Here is a 758-nt window from a genome sequence, read left to right on the forward strand (position 1 = left end):
ATAACGGCCAACTGACAGCGCAGGATTTTTCACGTTTTTTCTATCTAAAACAGTGATCTATTGCACATTTTTATTACCATTATTCCAGAAGTTTAGAATTTTAATGTCGAGTAAAAATGCAAATAAACTGCGTTCTCCACACGACCAAATTTTTCTATTATGTGCAAATTAAAAAAGTGACATATGTCAAAGATTGCATATTAAGTCGCATTGATAATCGCCATCCCTTAAAGTTTTGACTTAACAACAAAAGGAGTAGATATGTTTGGCTTCTTTAAACGAAAAGCTTTAAAAAAAAGAGCCTTTAATCTATACAAAGAACTGGTATTTGGCAGGCTATATGAAGGCAACCGTTTCGGGCTAAATGCAGAAGACTTATGCAAAACAACAGGGCTTAATCTATTCTCGACCCTCAATCTGATTCATAGACTTATAGCGACAGGATTGGTGGAGGAGTATGAGCTTGTTGATGTCGTTTGCTACCGAGCGGTGAACGTGCCAATTTATCTAGATGACACCTCTCCGCCAAGCATTATTACCGATTATGTAAAACGTGCAATTGGCCGAGTTGATTTTAAAGGACTGGCTTAACCAACACTTTTTAAAACCGCCCCAAAAGGCGGTTTTGTCGTTTTGCACTGTCATTGCGTTTTCAACCATCAAGGCTGTATTGGATGTTTACTAAAAATTTGGAGTAATCCCGAGCGCCCGAGACAGGCTTGAGTTGAGGGTTGAGAAGAAAACTGAATATGTGACAT

General features: G+C 38.3%; 1 protein-coding gene. It reads left to right on the plus strand.

The window, feature by feature from the left end; translation table 11 throughout:
- Positions 1-261 precede the first annotated feature (261 nt).
- Positions 262-591: a hypothetical protein gene (locus tag R7R78_RS25870; protein WP_017448068.1), complete on the plus strand. Its 330-nt coding sequence runs from the start codon at positions 262-264 to the stop codon at positions 589-591.
- Positions 592-758 lie beyond the last annotated feature (167 nt).

It is taken from the genome of Vibrio sp. 2134-1 (assembly GCF_033339495.1).

What these genes read in the sequence shown, in the direction of transcription:
- R7R78_RS25870 (WP_017448068.1), top strand. Translation starts at nt 262, where the DNA reads ATGTTTGGCTTCTTTAAACGAAAAGCTTTAAAAAAAAGAGCCTTTAAT.